General features: G+C 53.5%; 19 protein-coding genes. 16 read left to right on the top strand and 3 right to left on the bottom strand.

Annotation, left to right across the window (positions count from 1 at the left end; genetic code table 11):
- Nucleotides 1–143 precede the first annotated feature (143 nt).
- The 16 genes from MKY58_RS25195 (at nt 144) to argH (ending at nt 17,963) form a co-directional block, all read left to right on the top strand.
- On the top strand, nt 144–491 hold the full coding sequence (locus tag MKY58_RS25195) for a flagellar protein FlaG (RefSeq protein ID WP_339322546.1): 348 nt from the start codon (nt 144–146) through the stop codon (nt 489–491).
- Between the two features lie 25 nt (nt 492–516).
- Nucleotides 517–1,998: a flagellar filament capping protein FliD gene (fliD, locus tag MKY58_RS25190; RefSeq protein ID WP_339322545.1), complete on the top strand. Its 1,482-nt coding sequence runs from the start codon at nt 517–519 to the stop codon at nt 1,996–1,998.
- 21 nt (nt 1,999–2,019) lie between these two features.
- Nucleotides 2,020–2,415, top strand: coding sequence for a flagellar export chaperone FliS (gene fliS / locus MKY58_RS25185; protein WP_339322544.1), 396 nt, complete (start codon nt 2,020–2,022; stop codon nt 2,413–2,415).
- A gap of 4 nt (nt 2,416–2,419) precedes the next feature.
- Nucleotides 2,420–2,770, top strand: coding sequence for a hypothetical protein (locus tag MKY58_RS25180; RefSeq protein ID WP_339322543.1), 351 nt, complete (start codon nt 2,420–2,422; stop codon nt 2,768–2,770).
- Between the two features lie 130 nt (nt 2,771–2,900).
- Nucleotides 2,901–3,098 carry a cold shock domain-containing protein gene (locus MKY58_RS25175; protein ID WP_036710441.1) on the top strand — a complete coding sequence of 66 codons (198 nt, stop codon included), beginning with the start codon at nt 2,901–2,903 and terminating at the stop codon, nt 3,096–3,098.
- A 262-nt stretch (nt 3,099–3,360) separates the two neighbouring features.
- Entirely contained in the window at nt 3,361–3,942 is a 582-nt protein-coding gene (gene raiA / locus MKY58_RS25170) for a ribosome-associated translation inhibitor RaiA (protein ID WP_212949859.1), read from the top strand.
- Between the two features lie 492 nt (nt 3,943–4,434).
- Entirely contained in the window at nt 4,435–6,939 is a 2,505-nt protein-coding gene (secA, locus tag MKY58_RS25165; protein WP_339322542.1) for a preprotein translocase subunit SecA, read from the top strand.
- Nucleotides 6,940–7,164: 225 nt separating this feature from the next.
- Nucleotides 7,165–8,278 (top strand): peptide chain release factor 2 gene (gene prfB, locus MKY58_RS25160; protein WP_339322541.1). Its coding sequence is split into 2 segments (ribosomal slippage): nt 7,165–7,236 and nt 7,238–8,278, totalling 1,113 coding nucleotides; the frame shifts between segments, so codons are not numbered across the junction.
- Between the two features lie 162 nt (nt 8,279–8,440).
- Nucleotides 8,441–9,331: a YitT family protein gene (locus MKY58_RS25155; RefSeq protein ID WP_339322540.1), complete on the top strand. Its 891-nt coding sequence runs from the start codon at nt 8,441–8,443 to the stop codon at nt 9,329–9,331.
- A gap of 216 nt (nt 9,332–9,547) precedes the next feature.
- A complete protein-coding gene (gene argC, locus MKY58_RS25150) occupies nt 9,548–10,615 on the top strand; it encodes an N-acetyl-gamma-glutamyl-phosphate reductase (RefSeq protein WP_036710449.1) in 1,068 nt (355 codons plus the stop codon).
- An 18-nt stretch (nt 10,616–10,633) separates the two neighbouring features.
- Nucleotides 10,634–11,860: a bifunctional glutamate N-acetyltransferase/amino-acid acetyltransferase ArgJ gene (gene argJ, locus MKY58_RS25145; protein ID WP_339322539.1), complete on the top strand. Its 1,227-nt coding sequence runs from the start codon at nt 10,634–10,636 to the stop codon at nt 11,858–11,860.
- Between the two features lie 92 nt (nt 11,861–11,952).
- Entirely contained in the window at nt 11,953–12,720 is a 768-nt protein-coding gene (argB, locus tag MKY58_RS25140) for an acetylglutamate kinase (RefSeq protein WP_339325244.1), read from the top strand.
- Nucleotides 12,721–12,829: 109 nt separating this feature from the next.
- Nucleotides 12,830–14,029 carry an acetylornithine transaminase gene (locus tag MKY58_RS25135; protein WP_339322538.1) on the top strand — a complete coding sequence of 400 codons (1,200 nt, stop codon included), beginning with the start codon at nt 12,830–12,832 and terminating at the stop codon, nt 14,027–14,029.
- A gap of 133 nt (nt 14,030–14,162) precedes the next feature.
- The gene (gene argF, locus MKY58_RS25130; RefSeq protein WP_339322537.1) at nt 14,163–15,119 is read left to right on the top strand and encodes an ornithine carbamoyltransferase; all 957 of its coding nucleotides are present in this window, start codon (nt 14,163–14,165) and stop codon (nt 15,117–15,119) included.
- Nucleotides 15,120–15,225: 106 nt separating this feature from the next.
- Entirely contained in the window at nt 15,226–16,461 is a 1,236-nt protein-coding gene (locus MKY58_RS25125; RefSeq protein ID WP_036710464.1) for an argininosuccinate synthase, read from the top strand.
- Nucleotides 16,462–16,559: 98 nt separating this feature from the next.
- Entirely contained in the window at nt 16,560–17,963 is a 1,404-nt protein-coding gene (gene argH / locus MKY58_RS25120) for an argininosuccinate lyase (RefSeq protein WP_212949873.1), read from the top strand.
- Nucleotides 17,964–18,070: 107 nt separating this feature from the next.
- Here argH and MKY58_RS25115 read toward each other — a convergent pair whose 3' ends face one another.
- The 3 genes from MKY58_RS25115 to MKY58_RS25105 all read right to left on the bottom strand — a co-directional run bounded on the left by MKY58_RS25115 (nt 18,071) and on the right by MKY58_RS25105 (nt 20,703).
- Nucleotides 18,071–18,421 (bottom strand): DUF488 domain-containing protein, encoded by a 351-nt coding sequence (locus MKY58_RS25115; RefSeq protein WP_339322536.1) that lies wholly within the window; start codon nt 18,419–18,421, stop codon nt 18,071–18,073.
- Nucleotides 18,422–18,613: 192 nt separating this feature from the next.
- A complete protein-coding gene (locus MKY58_RS25110) occupies nt 18,614–19,612 on the bottom strand; it encodes a ketoacyl-ACP synthase III (RefSeq protein ID WP_081992399.1) in 999 nt (332 codons plus the stop codon).
- Nucleotides 19,613–19,926: 314 nt separating this feature from the next.
- On the bottom strand, nt 19,927–20,703 hold the full coding sequence (locus tag MKY58_RS25105) for a helix-turn-helix domain-containing protein (RefSeq protein WP_339325243.1): 777 nt from the start codon (nt 20,701–20,703) through the stop codon (nt 19,927–19,929).
- Between the last annotated feature and the right edge of the window lie 103 nt (nt 20,704–20,806).

Raw genomic sequence — 20,806 nt, 5'->3', positions numbered from 1 at the left:
ATTATATTCAATAAAACAAGCAGGTCTTTTTTGATCCGGTGTAAAGACCGGGAAGGAAATGACCGATATATACTACTAAGAACAATATTAAATCGGAGGGTTATTTAATGAGTGATGTCTCACTTTCGGGTAGAACGCCATCCATGAATAACGCATCTCAGACGTATTCCCCTGCCAAAAAAGCGGAGCTGCAGCAACAAGCCGTTTTCGTTACCAGCGAGAAGCAAATGAATACCCTGGAAAGACAAGGGGCCGACGTATCGATCGGGGAAGCGCAGCTTATCAAGGCGATTGATCGGGCTATGAGGGCCCTGGAGGGTCCTTCCACCACGTTTGAAGTGAGCGTACATAAGCAGACCCATTCCATTATGGTCAAGGTTTTAAATAAAGATACCGGCGAGCTCATCCGGGAAATCCCGCCGGAAAAAACGTTGGATTTGGTAGCCAAAATGATGGAATTTGCCGGCATACTCATCGACGAACGCGTTTAGCGTTTAATACAAGGGAGGTTTTATAATGAGAATATCGGGATTGGCATCGGGGATGGATATCGACACTCTCGTGCAGCAAATGATGAAGGCCAAGCGGGTCCCTTTGGACAAGCTCAACCAGCAAAAGCAGGTGTTGGAGTGGAAACGGGACAATTATCGCGCGATCAACAGCCAGTTGGTGGATTTCCGCAACAACAAGCTTTTTAATTATAAAAAAAGCGAATCGATGAATGCCTTCAAATCCGAGGTTACCGGCGATACGGATGCCATTAGCGCAAAAGCAACGACAAACGCCAACAGGGTCACGATGGAGATCAAAAATGTAGAAATGGCAACCCAATTTACCTATCAGGGAACTGAAGCGGTCGCTTCTGGTGCCACTACAAAGACGACTTTGGGGAGCCTTAAGCCTTCCAGCCCGGATAAGTACACCCTGACCGTTAGCCGCGGTGCAAATGATCCGAAGGTTACATTCGAATTCTCGAAAAATGATACCATCGATTCAATTATCCGCAAAATTAACGGGGACGTGAAGGCAAATGTGACGGCAACGTTTGACGAAGTTACAGGGAAGTTTTCGATTACCTCCAATGAGTACGGAAGCGATGCGCTGAAAATTGAGGGCGGCGATTTCATGAGCGCAATGAAGCTCCCTTCAACAGGGACTGGCGGCAAAAAGGCAACTGCTTACATTAACGATAAAAAAATGGTGTTTGATACCAACAAAAATATCATCAATGGCGTAGAAATCACTTTTTTGGCAAACACCACACCAGAAGAAATAACCAAAGTCACCACCAAAACGGACTCCGCCAAAATCATGGACACCATCCAATCGTTTATCAAAGATTACAACAGCGTACTCGAAGCGATGAACAAAAAACTCGACGAGGAACGTTATCGCGACTACCCGCCGCTTTCGGAGGAGCAGAAAAAGGAAATGAAGGAAAATGACGTCAAGCTGTGGACGGAGAAAGCGCAAAGCGGTCTGCTTAAAAACGATGAGATTTTAAGATCGGCCGTAAACAGCATGCGTCAGTCGATCGTGACGGCTTCCGTTGACGGCTCCTCGATGAAGCTGAGCACCATCGGCATCTCGACCGGGGAATGGTATGAAGGAGGCAAACTGAGCATTGCTGACCCTGACAAGCTTCAAAAAGCGATCGAGGAGCATCCGGATGAGGTCATCGAGCTGTTTATCGGGTCAGGAGATCCGAACAAGCCTAAGGGTTATTTTAACGAGCTATACGACAATTTGGAGAACCCTCTCAGGGCGATTTCCGAACGGGCCGGGACGTCGAAATATTCATCCGACATCAATGCCAAGTACAACGAACAAAGCGTCATGGGGAAGGAACTCACCGATTTGAAGAGCCGGATATCCGATTTGACCAGAAGATTGACGGATATGGAAACGCGCTATTATAAGCAATTCAGTGCCATGGAAAATGCCCTGAACAAGATGAATTCGCAATCCGCAAGCTTAGCCAGCTTCGGGATGAATTAAGAAATTTAGGAGGGAATCACCATGATCACATCTCCCTACGAAAAATACAGACAATCCTCTGTTCAAACCTCTAACCCCGCTCAGCTGCTCATCATGCTTTATGACGGTGCCGTCAGGTTTGTCCGGGCGGGTATTGAGGGGATTAACGAGGGCAACCACCAAAAGACGAACGATTTTCTCAAAAAAGCGCAGGCGATCATTGATGAACTCACGGTTACCCTGGACCATTCGTTTGACGTGTCTAAAGGACTGGCATCGATTTACGAGTATATGAAATATTTGTTGATTGAGGCTAACGTGAGAAAGGAAGCAAAATATGCGGAGGAAGCGCTCGGATATTTGCTTGATTTGCGGGAGACCTGGGTCCAGGCATCCAAGTTGGCCTTAACAGAAGGCAAGACACCGAAAGAGGTGTAAAGCCATGGACTACACAATTGAGCAACTGGTTTCCAAGCTGGAAGACATGACCAATGGCATGGTAGCCCGTCTGAATATCGTTTCTTTTGAGGAGTTGGCCGTTTTTGCAGACGATCGTCAGGGGCTGATTGATCAATTAGAAATGGATTTCAAAACAAGCCCTCCAAGTGAATCAGTAAAAACAAGATTGAGAGCTATCGTTCAATCCGATTTTTTGATTAAAAATCAAATGGAAGCACTAAAAAATGAAGCAGCCAATTGGCTCCGGCAGAAAGAAAAAATAAAAGTCCAAAGAAATGCGTATGAATCGGTTTATAATTACTCGGACAGCATTTTAATGGATCAGAAAAAATAAACGGAGTTTATGGTATAAAATTCAAGTAAACCATTTTCCTTTCCAATTGACAACAAACAAGCCTGAGTGGTATATTCAGGAATGTGGACGAAAGTCACACTTTATTTGATGACGAAGGGAATGTTTGTGCATGCAAGGAAAAGTTAAATGGTTTAACGCAGAAAAAGGGTATGGCTTCATCGAAACGGCTGAAGGCGGCGACGTATTCGTACACTTCTCCGCAATTCAAGCTGAAGGTTTCAAAACTTTGGAAGAAGGTCAAGACGTTGAATTCGACATCGTCGAAGGCGCTCGCGGACCTCAAGCTGCTAACGTAATCAAATTATAATCATCCGGCAAGGCCGACCTACATATACGGTTAGATGGTTAAGTAATTGAAAAACGATAGCATCAAACCCTGGAGCAATCCAGGGTTTTTTTGTGTCCTTCGATCGTTTTCCGTCATCGCTCATTGGGTAAAAAGCGCGCCAGCGCCAACAAACGCGAAGTCCGTGGATAAGCGCTTACATCCGCGCCGCCGTACACAGAAATGTCTTTTTACTTAGCGTTAACAAATGTGATATAATGGAATTGCAAAGGAGGAGTGCCATATGAATTTAAGTGTTCGAGGTCAACAGATCGACGTGACTGAAGCTTTGAAGGACTACGTTGACAAGAAGCTCCGCAGACTTGAAAAGTATTTTGATGCACCCCTTGCCTCAGAAGGATATGTAACGCTAAGTGTCGTTCGAGGTTTGCACACCGTGGAAGTGACGATTCCGCTCCCGGGCATGATGCTTCGTGCCGAGGACCGCAGCGACGATATGTACGCATCCATTGATGCCGTTGTGGACAAGTTGGAACGTCAAATCCGCAAACACAAAACCAAATTGAACCGCAAACTCCGTCAGGAGGGCAGCTTGAAGACGTTGTTCGCTGATGAAGCGGCCGTTGCGGGCGCAGCGCCATCCGAGCTTCAGACGGAAGAAGACCATGACGATTTCGAAGTGGTTCGCATCAAGCGTTTCACGTTCAAACCGATGAATGTGGAAGAGGCCATTTTGCAGATGAACATGGTCGGGCATAATTTCTTTGTGTTTTCCAATGTAGATACCCAGGAAGTGAGTGTTGTCTACAAGCGCAACGACGGCAAATACGGTTTGATCGAACAAACGGAATCCGATCCGTATTAAGCAGCTTTGGGCTTCCAGAGGTACATTTTTCAAAATGATGCAAAAATTAAATCCGAATTTATGAAAAAAAGAGCTCAACTCCTGCAACGGATTGGGCTCTTCTTACGTATATAGATCGTAGGCCTAAAAACCGCGCATGCATCGCCATCCGCACGGTTGCGGCTTTACTTACAAACTGTTACAATTTATGCAAACGCCATTTTCGGGATTTTATATGTAGAGGCTTGAATATGCATCCTAAGGATTTGGCAAAATCCTGTTTGTTCAACGAATTAACTTCAAACCGTAACAACGGTCTGGGTGAAGTCGATTCTGTTTCGCGGATCATTTCATTCAGACAATCACCTGCATTTCTGTATGAATCGGTTCGTCAGCGGATCCTGTCATTCAGCGCATGCCTGTGAGACGGATTCTCCGGATCGATTTCATTTGTTGATAACCCTGAATTCTTGAAGTTAATTTAACATTTGTTTTGCGTGAAAGGGGTTAACCATGCTAGGACTTGTTAAAAAAATCTTTGGTGACACGAATGACCGCGACGTCAAACGTTTGATGAAAACGGTCGATATCATTAACAAACTAGAACCGGATTTCGTAAAGCTGACCGATGAACAGCTGAAAGCCAAAACGGCGGAATTCCGCGCGCGCATCGAAAAGGGCGAAACGCTCGACGAGCTCCTTCCGGAAGCGTTCGCGACCGTGCGTGAAGCCTCGAAGCGCGTTCTCGGCAAAAGACATTACGATGTCCAGCTGATCGGGGGCATGGCGCTTCACGAAGGCCGTATCGCCGAGATGAAAACCGGTGAAGGTAAAACCCTCGTCGGCACGCTGCCGGTATATCTGAACGCCCTCCTCGGCCTAGGCGTGCACGTCGTTACGGTCAACGACTATCTTGCACAGCGCGACAGCCAGGAAATGGGCCAAATTTACGAATTTTTGGGCATGACCGTCGGGGTGAACCTGAACGGCATGGACCATGCCGATAAGCAAGTCGCTTATGCTTGCGATATTACGTACGGCACGAACAACGAGTTCGGCTTCGACTACTTGCGCGACAACATGGTGCTGTACAAAGAGCAGATGGTGCAGCGTCCGCTGTATTTCTGTACGATCGACGAAGTGGACTCCATTTTGATCGACGAAGCGCGTACGCCGCTGATCATTTCCGGACAAGCTCAGAAATCGACGCAGCTGTACTACGTGGCTGACCGCTTCGTGAAGACTCTCCAGGCGGAAGAGGATTACACGGTCGATATTAAGGTCAAATCCGTTGCGCTCACCGAAAAAGGCGTGGCGAAAGCGGAACGGGCCTTTGGCATCGACAACCTGTACGACCACGCCCACGTAACGCTGAACCACCACATCGTGCAGGCGCTGAAAGCGAACGTCATCATGCGCCGCGACGTGGATTACGTCGTCACCGAAGACGAAGTCGTCATCGTCGACGAATTCACGGGCCGTCTGATGGCCGGCCGCCGCTATAGCGACGGGCTGCACCAGGCGATCGAAGCGAAGGAAGGCATCGAGGTTCAGAACGAAAGCATGACGCTGGCCACGATTACGTTCCAGAACTACTTCCGGATGTACCGCAAGTTGGCGGGAATGACCGGTACGGCGAAAACCGAGGAAGAAGAATTCAAGAAAATTTACGGCCTGGAAGTGCTCCAGGTGCCTACGAATAAACCGAACCAGCGGATCGATATGCCTGACGTGGTCTACAAGAGCGTAAACGGCAAGTTCAAGGCCGTCGTGGAGGAAATCGTGGAACGCCACAAAAAGAACCAGCCGGTTCTGGTCGGCACGGTGTCCATCGAGAACTCCGAGCTCATTTCGGATATGCTGAAGCGCAAAGGCGTCAAACACCAGGTGCTGAACGCCAAATACCATGCCGAAGAAGCCGAAATCATCGCGGGCGCCGGTCAACCGGGCGCCGTTACGATCGCCACGAACATGGCGGGCCGCGGTACGGACATTTTGCTGGGCGAGGGCGTGGCCGAGCTGGGCGGTCTGCACATCATCGGTACGGAGCGGCATGAATCCCGCCGGATTGATAACCAGCTTCGCGGACGCGCAGGACGCCAGGGCGACCCGGGCTCCACGCAGTTCTACCTGTCGCTGGGCGACGAGCTGATGAAACGTTTCGGCGCGGACAACGTGCTGAACATGATGGAGCGTCTCGGCTTCGAAGAAGACCAGCCGATCGAGAGCAAAATGATCACGCGTGCGATCGAATCGGCGCAAAAACGCGTCGAAGGCAACAACTTCGACCTGCGCAAAGTCGTTCTCCAATACGACGACGTCATGAACCAGCAGCGCGAAATCATCTACAAGCAGCGCCGCGAAATTTTGGAATCCGACAACATCAAGGAAATCGTCATGGACATGATCAAGCCGGTCATCGACCGCGTGGTCGAAGCCCACTGCCAAGACGATATTCCGGAGAACTGGGAGCTGCAGGAGGTTGCCGATTACGTCAACAGCAAGCTTCTGGACGAAGGTTCCGTTACCCGCGACGATTTGTGGGGCAAAGAAATTCCGGAGATGGCGGATTTCATCTTCGAGAAAGTCAAAGCCAGATACGATCAACGCGAAGAACGCATCGGCTCCGAACTCGTTCGCGAGTTTGAGAAAGTTATCGTGCTCCGTTCCGTAGACAGCAAGTGGATGGACCATATCGACGCCATGGACCAGCTGCGCCAAGGTATCCACCTTCGCGCTTACGGCGGTACGGATCCGCTTCGCGAATACCAGTTCGAGGGCTTCGAAATGTTTAATGCCATGACGGCAGCCATTCAGGAAGAAGTGGCCACGTACGTCATGAAGGCCCATATCGAAGCGAACCAGGAGCGCCAGGCGGTGGTGGAAGAAAGCAAAATTACCACCAACAGCGAACCTGCCGAGAAAAAACCGGTGCATGTCGGGGAACAAATCGGACGCAACGATCCTTGCCCATGCGGCAGCGGCAAAAAATACAAGCACTGCCACGGGCAAGAATAGCCGTATCGGAATAAATTGAACTGGCGGCAAGAGACGATAAACAGATCATAAAGCCTGCATGCGGTCTAACGGCTTGCAGGCTGCAAGGATAACAAGCCGGGCCCTTTGAACGGATCCGGAACCAGACTCCCTTGAATCAAAGGTTAAGGTGCGGGCGACCCTGCAGGTATTCCGAGCCCCTTTGTTTAAGGGAGTTTATGTCGATAGAAGAGGTGAAGAACAATCATGATCGATGCATCTGTCAAACATGATTTGCGGGAAATCGCAACCAAATTAACCAACCTTAGGGGGTCTCTTTGACTTAGATCTCAAACAGGAAATGATAGCCAACTACGAGGAGAAAATGTCCGCGCCCGATTTTTGGGACGATAACGAAAAGGCGCAGGGCATCATCGCCGAAATGAACGCGGTCAAGTCTTCCGTGGACCAATACGAAAAGCTGCAGCAGGAATACGACGACGCAGCCATGATGGCCGAGCTGGCCGAAGAGGAAGGCGACGAATCGCTTGTCGAGGAAATCAGCGAAGCGGTAACGAACCTTAAGAAAAAACTTGAAGAGTTTGAACTGAATCTGCTGCTGAACCAGCCTTACGACAAAATGAATGCCATTCTCGAACTGCACCCGGGAGCGGGCGGCACGGAATCCCAGGACTGGGGCCAAATGCTGCTGCGGATGTATACGAGATGGGCGGAAAAAAGAGGCTACAAGGTCGAAGTGCTCGATTACCTGCCGGGTGACGAAGCGGGCATCAAAAGCGTCACGCTTCTCATCAAAGGCTTTAACGCCTACGGATATTTGAAGGCGGAAAAAGGCGTTCACCGTCTGGTGCGGATTTCGCCATTCGACTCGTCGGGCCGGCGCCATACCTCGTTCGTATCTTGCGACGTCGTGCCGGAAATTACGGATGACGTCGAGATCGATATCCGGACCGAAGATCTGAAGATCGATACGTACCGGGCCAGCGGCGCGGGCGGCCAGCACATCAACACTACCGACTCGGCCGTGCGGATAACCCACATCCCGACGGGGATCGTGGTCACCTGCCAAAACGAACGGTCGCAGATCAAAAACCGGGAGCGCGCGATGACGATGCTCCGTTCGAAGCTGTATGAACGCAAAATCGAAGAACAACAAAAAGAGCTGGATGAAATCCGAGGGGAACAGTCGGATATTGCCTGGGGCAGCCAGATCCGCTCCTACGTATTTCATCCCTATAGCATGGTAAAGGACCACCGCACATCAGTAGAGACCGGCAACGTCGGCGCCGTGATGGACGGGGATCTGGATCTGTTCATCGACGGCTATTTGCGCAGCCAAATTAAAGTGGATACCGAATAAAACCTAAAAAATTCCTACACGCTATATAGATTGAACGAGGGATTCGTTTCCCTGAAGTTCACTGTATCGTTGTAGGAATTTTTTGCGTTCATCGCCATGATTGGGTGGACTCATCACACCCGCGAGTTTAATCATTTTTTTGACCAAGGAGAGAAAAAGAAGATGTCGCATGCTGAAGTTTCGGGCCGCAGAAAGGCCCCCATCCTCCCCCCATCCGGACCGCTCCGCCATACGGCGGATATCGCCCTGATCGTCGTGGGTTCGTTTGTGATTGCTTTAGGGTTTAATCTATTTTTCCTGCCTCACGGGATCGCGTCCGGCGGCGTCTCGGGGATTTCCGTGCTGTTTGAGGCATGGTTCGGCCTGGAGCCGGCTTATACGCAATGGGCGCTGAACATTCCGGTGTTTATATTGGGATTTTTGCTGCTGGGGAAAAACTACGCGGTTCGTTCGTTGCTCGGCAGCATCATTTTGCCGCTGTTCGTCTATGTGACGAAGGATTGGCCGCTGCCGACGGATAACCCGATACTCGCCTCGATCTACGGGGGGATCGCCGTAGGCTTGGGCATCGGCATCGTATACCGGGGCAGAGGATCGACCGGAGGGCTGGCGACCGTCGCCCAGATCATCCAGAAGTACAGCGGGCTCAACTTTTCCCTCTGCGTGGTGATGCTGGACGGCAGCGTCATTCTTTTGGCGGCATGCACGTTGTCCCTCGAAAAAGCGCTGTATGCGCTTGTAGGCCTTTACGTCTCAGGAAAGGTCATCGATGCGGTAGAACTTGGCTTCAGCTACTCCAAGGTGGCGTACATTATATCGGACCATACGGACCGCATCAGCGAAGCGATTTTGCATGAACTTGACCGGGGGTTGACGAAGTTGAATGCCCAGGGCGGTTACACCGGGGATGACCGAACCGTGCTGATGGTCGTCATCGGCCAAAGCGAGGCGACAAGGCTTAAAACGTTGGTGCGTTCCGTCGATCCCAAAGCGTTTGTTATTATCAGCAGTGCGCATGAAGTGCTCGGGGAAGGGTTTAAATTGGAGGCATAGCGAGGTAATAGGGCCCGAAAGAGGCATCCGGCTATCATCGATAGCTTGGGTGTCTCTTTTTTTGATATGAATGCTTGTTTTGGCGAAAAGGAAATAAAACGGTGGGGACATGCGTAAATTCGGTTTGAAGTGTTGTATTTATATAAATACAGTCGTATAATAATACATATTTGTGAGAGGGATGCAAGTCAGAGGGATAGAGAGGAGAACAAAGGGATGCCAGGAGAACAAGGGGAAACGGGGAAAATCAGAATAGCGATCGTCGGCTCGACGGGTTATGGCGGGGTGGAATTGATCCGGCTGCTTCAAGCCCATCCGCTGGCGGAAATTACGTCTGTGATTTCATCATCAAGCGCGGGAGCGCCGATATCGGAAGGTTTTCCGCATTTAACGGATATTATCGTGCATAAGCTGGACGGCGTGAATGCCGCGGAAATCGCCGGAAAAGCCGATGTCGTGTTTACGGCAACGCCATCCGGCGTAAGCTCGAAATTGGTGCCGGAGCTGCTGGAAGCGGGGCTGAAGGTCATTGATCTTTCGGGCGACTTTCGGATGAAGGACGGCGGCACGTACGAACAGTGGTATAAACATCCGGCGCCGGAGGAGCGGTATTTGGAAAAAGCGGTGTACGGCTTATGCGAGATTTATGGGGAGGAAGTCGCCAACGTCGATTTCGTCTCGAACCCCGGCTGTTACCCAACGGCAACGCTGCTCGGCCTCATCCCGGCCATCCGTTCCGGATGGATCGACCCGAAAAGCATCATTATCGATGCCAAATCCGGCGTTTCCGGCTCGGGCCGGGGCACCAGCCTGACTTCGCATTACGCGGAAATCAACGAAAATTTCAAAGCCTATAAGGTCAACAAACACCAGCACATTCCTGAAATCGAACAGGTGCTGGGCCAAGTTGCCGGCGAGCCGGTAACCGTGACCTTTACGACGCATCTCGTTCCGATGACGCGCGGAATCATGAGCACGATGTATGCACGGATGAACGGTACGTATCGCGATGAGGATTTCGTGAAGCTGTACCGGGAGCATTATGAGGGCCGCCCGTTCGTGCGCGTGCGGGATAAAGGCATTTGGCCGGCAACCAAAGAGGTGTACGGCTCCAATTACTGCGATATCGGTTTTGCGGCGGACGAACGGACGGGACGCGTGACGATCATTTCCGTGATCGACAACGTCGTGAAGGGTGCCGCGGGCCAAGCGATACAGAACCTGAATCTGATGATGGGATGGGAGGAGAATCTCGGACTGGGATACACGCCGGTGTATCCGTAAGGAAAGGGATGAAAGCATATGGGACAATCAAAATTTACCGCGGTACAAGGCGGTTCCATCATAACACCAAAGGGCTTTTCCGCAGGCGGCTTGCACTGCGGGCTCAAAAAATCCGGGCGTCATGACCTCGGCGCCATTGTGTGCGAAGTACCGGCCGTCGCGGCGGCCGTCTATACGACCAACTTGATCCAGGCAGCACCGCTGAAGGTGACGCGCGAAAGCCTGCAGGACGGCAGACTGCAGGCTGTTGTCGTTAACAGCGGCAATGCCAATGCCTGCACCGGCAAACAGGGCGAAGAAGATGCCTATACGATGCGGGCGGAAGCTGCCCGCCATCTTGGGGTAGCGGAGCAGGACGTGGCGGTCGCCTCAACGGGCGTAATCGGCGAACTGCTCAAAATGGACCGCGTCACGGAGGGAATTGCCGGCTTGCCGAATCGGCTGAGCGGCGAAGCATCCGGAGCGGAGGATTTCTCGCAGGCGATTTTAACGACCGACCTCGTGAAGAAGGAAGCATGCGTTTCGGTCGTCGTTAACGGCAAGGACGTGACGATTGCCGGGGCGGCCAAAGGGTCGGGAATGATTCATCCGAACATGGCGACGATGCTGGCGTTTATGACGACGGATGCTGCGATCGAGGCAGGGGCGCTGCAGCAGCTTCTGCGTCAGGCCACAGACGTTACCTTTAACATGATAACGGTGGATGGGGATACCAGCACCAATGACATGCTCATTGCGATGGCGAGCGGGTTGGCCGGCAATGATGCGCTGCATCCGGCGCACCCGGATTGGGAGGCTTTTGCGGCAGGTTTCACTTACGTATGCCAAGTATTGGCCCAAGCGATCGCCCGGGACGGCGAAGGGGCAACGAAGCTGGTCGAGGTGCAGGTGAACGGAGCGGTCAGCGACGCATCAGCGCGCGCTATTGCCAAAACGGTGATTGGATCGAGCCTCGTCAAATCGGCGGTATTCGGCGCCGATGCGAACTGGGGACGGGTGATCGCGGCCGTCGGCCGTGCAGGAGAACCCGTGAATCCGGAAACGGTGGACATTCAAATCGGCCGCATTTCGGTTTTGGAAGGCTCCCGGCCGGTCGCGTTTGACGAAGAGGAAGCCTTGCAATATTTGAAGGGCGATACCGTCCGGATTGTGGTGGATCTGCATCAAGGAGAAGGCCGGGCCACGGCCTGGGGCTGTGATTTGACTTACGATTATGTCCGCATCAATGCGGCTTACCGAACCTAATCAAACGGATACGGAGGGAGGAGAGAGCGGTGGAAACATTGGAGCAGCGGGACGCTCGGGCGGCCGATCATGCAGGCCGGCAAAGCTTCGTGATGAAATGCGGCGGCAGTACGCTGGCGGCGCTGCCGGATTCGTTTTTCGAGGATTTGAAGCAGCTGCAGGCGTCCGGCATCCAAACCGTGATCGTTCATGGCGGCGGACCGGCCATTTCGGAAAATCTGGAGAAGCTTGGGATTGAGACGGAATTCGTGAACGGCTTGCGACGGACGACGGAGGCGGTGCTCGACGTCGTGGAGATGGTGCTCGCGGGCAGCATCAACAAGCAGATCGTCCGGCGCATCCAGCAAAGCGGCGGCAGGGCGCTTGGCATCTCGGGCGTCGACGGCGGTTTGATCCAAGCGCAGCCGGTAGCGAATAGCGATGCGGTAGGCTGGGTCGGGGACGTCACGCATGTAAGGTCCGACATCATTCAAGGGATTGCGGCTATGGGCTACATGCCGGTCATCGCGCCTGTCGGCGTGGATCCGAGCGGGCAGCGGTACAACATCAACGCCGACACGGCCGCGGGAGCGGTCGCTTCGCATCTGGGAACGGACCGGATGATCGTCGTGACCGACGTTCCGGGCATCATGAAAGAGATTGAAGGCATCAAGCAGGTGCTCCCTGTCGTGACGGTTCAACAGATCGAGGACATGATCGCCAGCGGCGACATTTACGGCGGAATGATCCCGAAAGTCAAAGCAGCGGTCAGCTGCATTCAGGGCGACGTCCAGGAAGTCGTCATCGTGAACGGCAGCGAGCCGATGGTGCTGAGCCGGGTGCTGCAAGGGGAAGCCATCGGGACGAGAATCGTAAAATAAAACCCTTCAAATACAGATGTTTGGCTATACCGGAACCGCAACCAACGCGGCGGATGAAAAGTACGGCAAAGAAACGACCATATATCGATTCGGATAGGAGTGATTTGATATGAGTATCCCTGAAGGGCAATCCAGTTCGTTGTTTCCCAATTACGCCAGATATCCGATCAGTTTGGTAAAAGGCCAAGGAAGCTGGTTGTGGGACGACCAAGGCAACAAGTATCTCGATTTTATGAGCGGCATCGCCGTTACCAACCTGGGCCATGCTCCGGAGAAAGTGACGGCGAAGCTGAAAGAGCAGCTGGATCAGCTATGGCATGTGTCGAACCTGTTCCACATTCCGAATCAGGAAAAGGCGGCGGCGCTTCTTACGGCGAACAGCTGTGCCGATGCGGTGTTTTTCTGCAACAGCGGCGCCGAAGCGAATGAAGCGGCGATCAAGCTGGCACGACGTTATCACCAAAAGGTAAAAGGCACGGATCGTTATGAGATCATCACTTTTTTCCAATCCTTCCATGGACGGACGCTGGCGACGCTGACGGCGACGGGGCAGGACAAAGTAAAGGACGGCTTCCTGCCGCTTCCTGCCGGCTTTAAAAGCGTGCCGCTGCATGACCTGGATGCGCTCAAAGCGGCCATTACCGACCATACGGCGGCCATCATGCTGGAGCTGGTGCTTGCCGAAGGCGGCGTGCTTCCGGTGGAAGAAGGATTTGTCCGCGCCATTCAGGAGCTGTGCAAGGAGCATGGCCTGCTGCTGATCATCGACGAAGTGCAGACCGGCATGGGACGTACGGGCAAACTGTTTGCGCATGAGCATTACGGCATTGAACCGGATATTTTTACGCTTGCCAAAGGCATTGCCAGCGGCTTTCCGACCGGCGCGATGCTCGGCAAAGCTTTCCTGCGGGATGCGTTTTCGGCGGGCAGCCACGGCTCGACCTTCGGCGGAACGCCGATTGCGACGGCGGCCGTCATCGCCACGATCGAAACGATGCTGGAGGACCGGCTGCCGCAGCGCGCGGAAGAAATGGGAGCTTATTTGAAAGAGCAGCTGACGGAGAAGCTGGCAGGCAACCCTCACGTCAAAGCCGTCCGCGGCCTCGGTTTGCTGGTTGGTATCGAATGCGCCGAACCTGTGGGCGACCTGGTGCTTGAAGGCCAAAAACGCGGGCTGCTGTTCATTACCGCAGGACCTAACGTCATCCGGCTGCTGCCGAACCTGTACGTGACGAAGGAAGAAATCGATCAGGCGGTAAGCATCATCGCTGGCGTGATCCATGACCAAACGGCCGTAAAAAAGGATTAATATTATAAATATTTTTTATCATGAATGACCTGTTGCGGAGCGAAGCGGCCTGAAAACGCCGGGATCGGCAAAACGGCCCGACCGCAGCGTCATTAGGCGAGATGATAACCAAAAGCAAAAAGGAGGAACACCCATGACCCAAACAGAGCAGCTGCAGCATGTCAACCTGAAGGGCCGGGATTTGCTTGAGCTGGACGACTACTCCACGGAAGAGATCCAGTACCTGCTCGATCTGGCGATCGAACTGAAGCGCAAGCAAAAAAACGGCGAGGTTTATCAGCCGCTGAGAGGCAAAACGATCGGACTCATTTTCGAAAAATCTTCCACCCGCACGCGGGCTTCCTTTGAAGTCGGGGCGTTCCAGCTCGGAGCGCACGCGCTCTTTTTAAGCAAAAACGACATCCAGCTCGGACGGGGCGAAATCATCAGCGATACCGCGCAGGTGCTTTCCCGTTACCTCGACGGCATCATGATTCGTACCTTCGGGCACAACAATGTGGTGGAACTGGCCAAATACGCTTCCGTGCCGGTCATCAACGGGCTGAGCGATCTGGCGCATCCGTGCCAGGTGCTGGCAGATTACCAAACGATCCTCGAACATAAAGGCAAGCTGAAAGGCCTTAAGCTCGCATACATCGGCGACGGCAACAACATGGCGCATTCCCTCATGATCGGCGGAGCGAAGCTGGGCGTGCATGTGTCCGTGGCCAGTCCGGAAGGATATGAGCCGGATGCGGAGGTCGTGAAGGCAAGCCGCGAAATCGCGAAGGAAACCGGCGCGCAAATCGTCGTGACGCGCAGCCCGCAGGAAGCGGTCAAAGACGCCGACGTCATCTATACGGACGTATGGGCAAGCATGGGCTTCGAGGAAGAGCAAAAGATCCGCGAAGCCGCTTTTAAGGACTATCAAGTAGACGAAGAGCTGGCGAAAGGCGCAAAAAGCGACTATCTGTTCATGCACTGCCTGCCTGCGCACCGCGGAGAGGAAGTCAGCGAAGGCGTCATCGACGGCAAAAACTCGGTGATTTTCGATCAGGCCGAAAACCGCCTGCACGCGCAGAAAGCATTGATGGCTGCGTTGATGGGGTAGACACCAGCGATCGGAAGAACGATCCGTACCCGGAGCGGTCTCATAGCACAGTGTATAATTTAAATTCTGGGTTAATCCACGAAGCATAAACGAAAGGAAGTTCATGATGGCAAAAGAAAAAATCGTGCTCGCCTATTCCGGCGGGCTGGACACATCCATTATCCTCAAATGGCTCAAAGAAACTTACGACGCGGAAATTATCGCTTTTACGGCGGATATCGGCCAGAAGGAAGAACTCGACGGCCTCGAAGCCAAGGCGCTTGCGACCGGTGCTTCCAAAGTATACATCGACGATTTGCGCGAGGAGTTCGCGAAGGACTTTATTTATCCGATGTTCCAAGCAGGCGCGCTGTATGAAGGCCAGTATTTGCTCGGCACAAGCATCGCGCGTCCATTGATCGCTAAACGCATGGTGGAGATTGCTCGCGCCGAAGGCGCCACCGCGATTGCGCACGGGGCAACGGGCAAAGGGAACGACCAGGTCCGTTTTGAGCTCGGCGTTGCCGCACTGGCTCCGGACATCGAAGTGATCGCGCCATGGCGCCTCGAGGAGTTCCGCAACGACTTCCCGGGCCGCGCCGAAATGATCGCTTTTGCCGAAAAACACGGCATTCCGGTTACCGCCTCTGCCGCTAAACCTTACTCCATGGACCGCAACCTGCTGCATATCAGCTACGAAAGCGGCGTGCTGGAGGATCCTTGGTTCGATGCCAGCGCACCGGAAAACAAAGACATGTACCTTCTCAGCAACTCCCCTGAGGATGCGCCGGATGAAGCGGAATACCTCGAGCTCGAGTTCGTCCAAGGCAACTGCGTGGCGTTGAACGGCGAGCAGCTGAACCCGCTGCAGGTCATGGAAAAGCTGAACGAGCTTGGCGGCAAACACGGCATCGGCCGCGTCGACATGGTGGAAAACCGCTTCGTCGGCATGAAAAGCCGCGGGGTGTACGAAACGCCGGGCGGAACGATTTTGTTCACCGCTCACCGCAAAATGGAATCCATCACGATGGACCGCGAAGTGATGAACCTGCGCGACAGCCTCATTACGCGTTACAGCACGCTCGTATACAACGGTTTCTGGTTTGCGCCGGAACGCCTTGCTTTGCAGGCGCTGGTAACCGAAAGCCAAAAAAACGTCACCGGAACGGTGCGTGTGAAGCTGTATAAAGGCAATATCATCGCCGCGGGCGTCAAAAGTCCGGTCAGCTTGTACAACCCGGATATCGCAACGATGGAAGCCGATCCGACGCAAGCGTACGATCAAGGGGATGCAACGGGCTTTATCCGCTTGAACGCGCTTCGCCTCAAAGTGGGCACGGGCGTGGAGCAGAACAACAAATAGGACCATGAACCGCGCAAGCGTAAACGGCGATGACGGCCGCTGCTTTTCATTCATGAGAAGGAGCGGCCCTCTGCCGTATCAGAGAGGAGAGAACATTCGTGAGTAAATTGTGGGGAGGGCGCTTTACGAAGCAAACCAACCATTTGGTGGACGAGTATACCGCTTCGATCGGGTTTGACCAAAAGCTGGCCGAGGAAGACATTCAAGGGAGCCTGGCGCATGTGACGATGCTGGGCAAATGCGGGATTTTGCCGCAGGAAGACGTGGAAACGATCAAAGGCGGCCTGAACAAGGTGCTGGAAAAAATCCGCAAGGGCGAAATCGAGTTTTCGGTGTCGGACGAAGATATCCATATGAACGTGGAAAAAAACCTGATCGCCGAAATCGGCCCGGTTGGGGGCAAGCTGCATACGGGCCGCAGCCGCAACGACCAAGTGGCCACCGACATGCATCTGTACCTGCGCAAACGCGTGGTGGAGCTGTCCGGCATGCTCTATGAGCTGCAAAAATCGCTGATCGGGCAAGCCCGCGACAACCTGGATACGATCGTGCCGGGATATACGCATCTGCAGCGGGCGCAGCCGATCCTGTTCGCCCATCACTTGATGGCATACGTATCGATGTTCCAGCGCGACATTGAGCGCCTGATGGACAGCTACAAGCGCATCAACGTGCTGCCGCTCGGCGCCGGGGCGCTGGCCGGAACGACGTTCCCGATCGACCGCCATTTCGTGGCGGAGCAGCTGCAGTTCGACCGCGTGTACGAAAACAGCCTGGACGCGGTCAGCGACCGCGACTTTATTCTGGAGTTTCTGTCCCACGCCTCAATCATCATGATGCATCTGTCCCGCCTGTCGGAGGAGCTTGTGCTGTGGAGCAGCACCGAGTTTAACTTCATTGAGCTTGACGACGCGTTTTGTACCGGCAGCAGCATCATGCCGCAGAAGAAAAATCCCGACGTGCCGGAGCTCGTCCGCGGCAAAACCGGCCGCGTCTACGGCAACCTGATGGGGCTACTGACGGTGCTGAAGTCGCTGCCGCTTGCCTACAACAAGGATATGCAGGAAGACAAAGAAGGCATGTTCGACACGGTGGCGACGCTCGAAGGTGCCCTGCAGCTGTTCGCTCCGATGATCGCCACGATGAAGGTCAACAAATCGCGGATGCGCGAAGCGGTCAACAAGGATTTCTCCAACGCGACGGACATCGCCGATTTCCTCGTAGGCAAAGGCCTCCCGTTCCGCCAGGCGCATGAAGTGATCGGGAAAACGGTGCTGTACTGCATCCAGAACGGCAAATATCTGCTCGACCTGACGCTGGAAGAATTCAAGCAGTTTTCTCCGCTGTTCGACGATGCGATTTACGAGGTGCTGCAGCCGGAGACGGTCGTGAACGCCCGCAACGTATACGGCGGCACGGCTACGGAGCAGGTGGCGGATGCGATCAAGCGCAGCGAGGTGCTGCTGCGGATGACGGAGCAGTGGCTGGAAGAACATCAATAAAAGGCGAAAGGCCGATCCCTGATTTGAGGGGTCGGCCTTTTCCTCTGAAGAGGCATCTTCAATTATACAAGCATTAGGTGTCAATAAAGGCGGATGTTTTCCTGCTGCTACATCTGCTCCAAGTATTCCTTCAGCACCACGGCATGGTTAAACTGCCGGTCTTTTGCGGCATACAGCAGCGTGACCGTTCCCGATGCCGCCCAGCCGCGAATCTTTTCCAAAGAAGCCTGGGCTGTCTCATCGGATAATTCGGCTTCGTAACGCGCTTTGAATGCTTCGAATCTTTCCGGCCGATGCCCGAACCAGGTGCGCAGGCTTGGGCTTGGCGTAATTTCCCTCATCCAGGCCGCAATTTGCGCTTTTTCCTTCGTTACCCCTCTAGGCCAGATCCGGTCCACCAAAATCCGCTGTCCGTCCGAAGCTTCGGCAGGGTCATAAATCCGTTTGATCTGTATCATGTTCACCATGCTCCCCTTATTGCTTACGTTAGCGCTGCCCGCGCCTCGGCCTCCGTCGTATGTGTTACTTAATATATATCCCGAAAGCGAAATTTAAGCAAACCCTGCGGATTTCATTCCGGACGGAAAAAGGACGATGCCGCTACGATGAAGGGAGAACAGCGGCGAATAGCTTCACGGATCGGTGCAGGGTTATGCTCGGACATCCAGATCGGGAACGCCCCAGCGCACGACCAGTCCCGCGTGGGTCAACCCGCCGCCGAATCCGTATAGAAGGAGCGTGTCGCCGTATTTCAGCTTCTGCTCCCGCACGCCGAGGCCGAGCGACAGCGGGATGGATGCCGCGGATGTATTCCCCATATATTCCACGCTGTAGAGCGTTTTTTCGATGGGAATGCCGGTCTTCTCGCAAATGGACTCGATCATTCGAAGGTTGACGCTGTGAGGCACGAACCAGTCGATATCCGCGGTCGTCATGCCGGCATGCGGCAAAAGCTCCGCGATTCCCGAGGAGACCGTTCGCACGGCCCATTTATACACCTCTCGTCCGTTTTGCACGATGTTTCCTTCGCCTGCAAGCGGTTGGCCTTTTAATGTATCGGACATCCCGGCACGGTAGAGGTGGACGCCGCCGCTGCCGTCCGTGCCTTGGAGGGACGCGATGAAGCCGGGACGGGCTTCGTCCGCTTCGACCAGCACCGCGCCCGCGCCGTCCCCGAACAGAATGCATGTCGTCCGATCCGTATAATCCGTCACCTTGGACAGCGTTTCGCCGCCGACGACCAGCACCTTCCGGTGCAGCCCGGCGCTGATAAGCCCGTTTGCCAGATGCAGGCCGTAAGCAAACCCTGCGCAAGTCGCGTTCAAGTCGAAGGCCCCGGTGCTTCGGATGTTAAAATGCTCCTGAATCAAACACGCCACGCTGGGGAACGGGTAGTCCGGCGTCGTGGTGGCGACGATGATCAAATCGACATCCTCCACGGTTTTGCCGTAGGTCCGCATTAAGTCATCGACCGCCCGGATGCACAGGTCCGAGGTAAACTCTTGCTCGGCGCTGATCCGGCGCTCCCTCATGCCGGTCCGCTGCACGATCCATTCGTCGTTTGTCTCCACGAGTTTTTCCAAATCCGCATTCGTTAATCTTTTGTCCGGCACATAGGTGCCGATGGCCGTAATAGCCGCTTTGGATATTGCGTTATTGATCATGGTTTTTCCTCCTTACGGATAATGGACAAGACGATAAACCGGGAAAACGGGTGAAATTTAATATCAAGTATTAGTACTTGGTACTAATTATATGCAAAACGAGTTCGGATTCAACCTTTTTATTTCATGGCAAAACAAAAAGACCCTTTTTGAAGGGCCTCTTTTGACAAAGGCAGTCCGATTTGTGGCGAGTGTGGCTCGATCAAATGAACGGCGTGCAGAAACCGGTTGAGCTTCGCTACGGCTTGAGCGCGGGTAGGATCAGCCCGTAGGCGAATGTAAGCATGGGGATGTCGATTTCATGGACGGTAATCTTTCGGACACACGGAGAACTGCTTTTTAAAAAGTCTGGAAAAGTGATTATAGTTGGAAAACCCGACTTCGAGGGCCGCTTCGCCGGCCGTCTTTTTCATATGCCGGATCAGCAGGGCCGCCTGTTGGATTCGCATCCGGTTGCGGTATTCGAGGATGGACAGTCCGGTCTCCTGCTTGAACAGATGGGATAATCGCGAAGGGGATAGCGCAACCGACCGGGCGAGCTCCTCGACGGTGATGTCTTCGGCCATGTTGCGGGTAAGCCAATGCAGAGCCGTCTGCACGCGCGGATCGAGCGGGGAATGCAGGCTTTCGCAGGATAACAGCAACACTTCCCGAATGGCGTTTTGGCATAAAAATTCCCACATGCCTGCCCGCTCCCTGGAATCATGAAGCAGGTTCCGAAATGCATGGCCGATCCGCACACGGTAATATTCGCTGGAGATGCTTTGATTCCATACCTCAACCTGGGGAAGATAACCGATCTCGGGCAACCCTTGAAAATGGGACCAGAAAAACCGCCATCGTTGTCCCGGCAGCGTTCCGTATTGATGAGGGACGCCGCTCCGCAGAAGCGTCACGTCTCCTTCCGTGCATTCTTTTCGGCCTTCGGGCGTCTGAAAATAACCGCCGCCGCTGACGGTATAGAGAAGCAGCCAGTCGGACATGCCATCGGGGCGTCTCACCATATAAGCGTCGGATTCGTCGTAATATCCACCGAAAATATATCCGGAGTCGGCGGTATGATGGTTGAATTTCATATTTTTCACTGACCCTCCTCCGTTGATCGCAAAACAGGATCGGACCGATTCCGACGGCCATTGGCATGACAGCAGAATCGGATGAGTTTTGAGCAGAAAGCTT

This window comes from Paenibacillus sp. FSL W8-0194, from assembly GCF_037969745.1.
Taxonomy (GTDB): domain Bacteria; phylum Bacillota; class Bacilli; order Paenibacillales; family Paenibacillaceae; genus Paenibacillus_AQ; species Paenibacillus_AQ cookii.
The sequence above is the reverse complement of the archived record's forward strand: the minus strand, read 5'-3'. Positions and strand labels throughout refer to the sequence as shown.

Excerpts from the sequence above, each read along its gene's own strand:
- argC (WP_036710449.1), top strand. The coding sequence starts at position 9,548 with ATGCCAGGAGAACAAGGGGAAACGGGGAAAATCAGAATAGCGATCGTC.
- argB (WP_339325244.1), top strand. The coding sequence starts at position 11,953 with ATGAAATGCGGCGGCAGTACGCTGGCGGCGCTGCCGGATTCGTTTTTC.
- fliS (WP_339322544.1), top strand. The coding sequence starts at position 2,020 with ATGATCACATCTCCCTACGAAAAATACAGACAATCCTCTGTTCAAACC.
- MKY58_RS25175 (WP_036710441.1), top strand. The coding sequence starts at position 2,901 with ATGCAAGGAAAAGTTAAATGGTTTAACGCAGAAAAAGGGTATGGCTTC.
- argF (WP_339322537.1), top strand. The coding sequence starts at position 14,163 with ATGACCCAAACAGAGCAGCTGCAGCATGTCAACCTGAAGGGCCGGGAT.
- argJ (WP_339322539.1), top strand. The coding sequence starts at position 10,634 with ATGGGACAATCAAAATTTACCGCGGTACAAGGCGGTTCCATCATAACA.
- MKY58_RS25135 (WP_339322538.1), top strand. The coding sequence starts at position 12,830 with ATGAGTATCCCTGAAGGGCAATCCAGTTCGTTGTTTCCCAATTACGCC.
- secA (WP_339322542.1), top strand. The coding sequence starts at position 4,435 with ATGCTAGGACTTGTTAAAAAAATCTTTGGTGACACGAATGACCGCGAC.
- MKY58_RS25115 (WP_339322536.1), bottom strand. The coding sequence starts at position 18,421 with ATGATACAGATCAAACGGATTTATGACCCTGCCGAAGCTTCGGACGGA.
- MKY58_RS25155 (WP_339322540.1), top strand. The coding sequence starts at position 8,441 with ATGTCGCATGCTGAAGTTTCGGGCCGCAGAAAGGCCCCCATCCTCCCC.
- raiA (WP_212949859.1), top strand. The coding sequence starts at position 3,361 with ATGAATTTAAGTGTTCGAGGTCAACAGATCGACGTGACTGAAGCTTTG.
- MKY58_RS25105 (WP_339325243.1), bottom strand. The coding sequence starts at position 20,703 with ATGAAATTCAACCATCATACCGCCGACTCCGGATATATTTTCGGTGGA.
- fliD (WP_339322545.1), top strand. The coding sequence starts at position 517 with ATGAGAATATCGGGATTGGCATCGGGGATGGATATCGACACTCTCGTG.
- MKY58_RS25180 (WP_339322543.1), top strand. The coding sequence starts at position 2,420 with ATGGACTACACAATTGAGCAACTGGTTTCCAAGCTGGAAGACATGACC.
- MKY58_RS25125 (WP_036710464.1), top strand. The coding sequence starts at position 15,226 with ATGGCAAAAGAAAAAATCGTGCTCGCCTATTCCGGCGGGCTGGACACA.
- MKY58_RS25195 (WP_339322546.1), top strand. The coding sequence starts at position 144 with ATGAATAACGCATCTCAGACGTATTCCCCTGCCAAAAAAGCGGAGCTG.